The organism is Chrysiogenia bacterium, from assembly GCA_020434085.1.
Lineage (GTDB): Bacteria > JAGRBM01 > JAGRBM01 > JAGRBM01 > JAGRBM01 > JAGRBM01.
Genome location: JAGRBM010000432.1, coordinates 1 through 3,387, shown reverse-complemented (window position 1 = coordinate 3,387; position 3,387 = coordinate 1). Strand labels below are relative to the sequence as shown.

Annotated in this window: 5 protein-coding genes and 1 tRNA gene; 5 read left to right on the top strand and 1 reads right to left on the bottom strand. The window is 61.8% G+C overall.

Annotation, left to right across the window (positions count from 1 at the left end; all coding sequences use genetic code 11):
• The 3 genes from KDH09_14840 to KDH09_14830 form a co-directional block, all read left to right on the top strand.
• Positions 1-791, top strand: a 791-nt coding sequence (locus KDH09_14840) for a methylcrotonoyl-CoA carboxylase (protein MCB0220971.1), incomplete at its 5' end; no start/stop codon positions are given.
• Positions 792-871: 80 nt separating this feature from the next.
• A complete protein-coding gene (locus tag KDH09_14835) occupies positions 872-1,315 on the top strand; it encodes a hypothetical protein (GenBank protein ID MCB0220970.1) in 444 nt (147 codons plus the stop codon).
• Between the two features lie 19 nt (positions 1,316-1,334).
• Positions 1,335-1,778 (top strand): MaoC family dehydratase N-terminal domain-containing protein, encoded by a 444-nt coding sequence (locus tag KDH09_14830; protein ID MCB0220969.1) that lies wholly within the window; start codon positions 1,335-1,337, stop codon positions 1,776-1,778.
• Position 1,779: 1 nt separating this feature from the next.
• On the opposite strand, the gene KDH09_14825 is transcribed toward KDH09_14830, so the two are convergent.
• Positions 1,780-1,856 (bottom strand) — tRNA-Arg (locus tag KDH09_14825).
• 232 nt (positions 1,857-2,088) lie between these two features.
• Between KDH09_14825 and KDH09_14820 the strand changes: the two genes are divergently transcribed.
• Together KDH09_14820 and KDH09_14815 are read left to right on the top strand one after the other, a co-directional pair.
• Entirely contained in the window at positions 2,089-2,877 is a 789-nt protein-coding gene (locus KDH09_14820) for an alpha/beta fold hydrolase (GenBank protein ID MCB0220968.1), read from the top strand.
• Between the two features lie 198 nt (positions 2,878-3,075).
• On the top strand, positions 3,076-3,387 hold a 312-nt coding region (locus KDH09_14815; GenBank protein ID MCB0220967.1), incomplete at its 3' end, for a hypothetical protein.

Sequence of the window (3,387 nt, the reverse complement as noted above, 5' to 3'; positions counted from 1 at the left end):
TGGAACTTCCCGCATCGTGGAATGAACCGGCTTACTCACCCGACGAAGTCTACGGGGTGATCTCCCGCGAAACACGCCGGGGCTACGACGTTCGCGAGGTCATCGCCCGCATTGTCGACGGCAGCGAGTTCGACGAGTTCAAGGCGCGCTTCGGAAAGACGCTGGTCACCGGCTTTGCCCACGTCCAGGGCTGCCCGGTGGGAATTGTCGCCAACAACGGCATCCTGTTTTCTGAATCAGCGGTCAAGGGCGCGCACTTCATCGAGCTGTGCTGCCAGCGAAAGATCCCGCTGCTGTTCCTCCAAAACATTGTCGGTTTCATGGTGGGCAAGAAGTATGAGAACGAGGGCATCGCCCGGCACGGCGCCAAGCTCGTCACGGCCGTTGCCTGCGCGCGGGTGCCCAAGCTCACCGTGATCATCGGCGGCTCATTCGGAGCCGGCAACTATGGTATGTGCGGGCGCGCCTACAGCCCGCGCTTCTTGTGGATGTGGCCCAATGCGCGCATCTCCGTCATGGGCGGAGAGCAGGCGTCTTCGGTGCTGGCCACCATCAAGCGCGACGCCATCGAAGCTGCCGGCGATCAGTGGCCCCCCGAAGATGAGGAAGCCTTCAAGGCCCCGATTCGCGAGCAATACGAAACGCAGGGCCACGCCTACTACGCTACCGCCCGCCTCTGGGACGACGGCATCATCGATCCCGCGCAGACCCGCAACGTCGTCGGCCGCGGCCTGCGCATCGCGCTCAACGCGCCCATCGAGGAAACGCGCTTCGGCATCTTCCGCATGTAGCGCGCTCGCCGGCTCACGCAAGCATTCATTTGAAAATTGGATTAACCTGGAGCCATTCTCAAACAACGGGTGGCTCAAGCATGACACCAGCTTACAAGATCGCGATCACCGCCTGCGGCACATACTTCCTCGTCGGCCTGCTCACCGGCGTCTGGAAATACCGGAAGATCATGACCTCTCCCGATGCCGCGGCACCTATCTACGTCGACATCGCCCACCGGGCAGCGCTTCTGTATTCCTTCGCCTGCCTGCTGATTGCCGAGTTCACTAAGTGGACAGGATACACCGAGCGGGTGAATTCGATCCTCGTCGCGGTGCAGGTCGTTTACTTCGGCCTGGCCATGCTCCCCTACATCGTTCACGGCTGGCTCAACGACACCGACAACCAGCTCAAGCCGCCCTTCCGCCTGGGTAATGGAGAACTGCCCGGTTGGCTCATCTCGTCCTTCATGGTCACGCTGGTCATCGCCGAGCTCGGCGGCTTTGCCGTCATGTTCGCGGGCTTTGTCCGTACCCAGTTCTAGCAGCCACGCGGAGGGCATCATGATCTCAGGCCAGCTCTACTTCGAAGACTTCGAGTCCGGACAGGAGTTCACCAGCCCGCCGCGCACGCTCGGCGAAAAAGAGTTCGGGATGTTCGCCGATTTGACCGGCGACGATCATCCCATCCACTACGATCTCGAATACTGCAAAGGGCGCGGCCTACCCGAGCGCCTATCCCACGGGCTGCTCAACACCGCGCTGACCGTGCTGGGGGCCTCGACGCTCGCCCCGAGGGTGCACGAATCCATGGTCGCCTTCCTCGAACAATCGAGCCGCTTCGTCGGCCCGGTCTATCTGGGCGACACGGTCCATCCGAAACTGATCGTCGAGGAACTTCAACCCCAGCGCACAACGGGCCTGGTCACCCTGCGTAGCGAACTCACCAACCAGCGCGGCGAACTCGTGCTGGAAGGGCGTCATGTGTATTTGGTGAAGAAGCGGTAAATGGCGCGGCCGGCAGGACTCGAACCTGCAACCTCTTGATTCGTAGTCAAGTGCTCTATCCAGTTGAGCTACGGCCGCCTGTGTGGTGGTTGCTGGTCCCGGCCTGGTAGAGGGCAGTCACCACCTGACAACCCCCGCGGGAGGCTCCCTTTGTAGCCGCTCCGGGGCTGGGGTGCAAGAAGCACCCAAGAGCTGATTTTGGATGCCCTGGGTGGCGCAAACGGGCTTGTTCCGATATAGAGGATGGCTCTGATCTCGTCCCGAATCCCCTGCAATCCCGGGCCTGCCCGCCCGAGCCGAGGAGCCCCCCATGTCTGATTTTGAACGTCTTCCCATCCTCGATGCCGACGGCGCGGAAGTTTCCCACCTGAGTTTTCGCCTCGATGAGCCCGCCGGGGCGAAGGCCCCCCTTTGTCTGGTGTTCCTGCACGGGTTCGGATCCGACCAGGAGGGGGAGAAAGCGCAGTTCCTGCGCGAACGGGCGCTCGAGAACGGGCTGGCCTTCTGCACCTTCGACTTTCGCGGCCACGGCAAATCGGGCTCCGACATGCGCGGGCTCACCATCGAGCGCAATATCGAAGACCTCAAGGCGATCCAGGCCATGCTGGCCGGGCGTGGTCACGCTCGCCTGGGGTTGATCGGCTCTTCCATGGGCGGCTTTACCGCGATCTGGCACAGCGCGATGAACCCAGAGGGAATCGCCTGCGGGATGCACATTGCTCCCGCCTTCGGCATGGACGAAGGGTTTCTGCTCTGGGCCGGCCCGGAAAAAACCATGCAGTGGCAAAAGGACGGCGTCGTCGATTTCGGCAATGACTTCGTGAGCTGCGAGCTGGGCTGGGGGTGGATCGCCGATCTGAAATCGCGACAAACCGCCCGACTTCTTCCACTGTACAAGACGCCGACGCTGCTTCTGCAGGGCAAGCACGACGAGTCGGTTCCCTGGCGCGGCGTCCTCGCCTTCGCCACCCAGTGCCAGTATGAGGGCATCGACCTTCACCTGTTCGCAGACGGCGACCACCGCCTGACCGACCGCAAGGACCGGCTATGGGAACTGATGTGGGAATTTTTGCGCGGACGCGGGCTGGTCAGCGCGTAAGGATTTCCGCAAAGAAGCCTGCTCCCCTGGTTTCACGCAGCCCGCGCGGCGGCTATAATTGCGCGCGGCGAAAAGGGGACGTACGGGGGCTGCCGGCTCCCGACATCCATTTACAACCTGTCAGCAACAGGCGCATTTCATCTCGAAATCAACGCCTGCAAGTTCATCCGTGGAATGCACCACCTGGAGGAGTTTCCCATGAAACGGTTCTTTGCATTGTGCCTCGTGCTCTTCGTTGCCGCCGCGACCTCGGGTTGCGATGACAACAACACCAACCCCGGTCAGTACGCGCTGTATCTGCAGCAACTGGCCTCCAAATCCGAAATGGTCGGCGACGAAGTCGACGACGAGGATTTTGTCCTTCCCGGACAGATTTTTGTAAACCCGCCCATGACCATGACCACCGGCGGTGCCGGCGGCGCATCCGTAAAGGGTGGAACCGACCTGGGCGGCGATGACTGGATCGTCGGTATCTGGGCGATTTCGCAGGAAGCCACCTTTACCGGAACT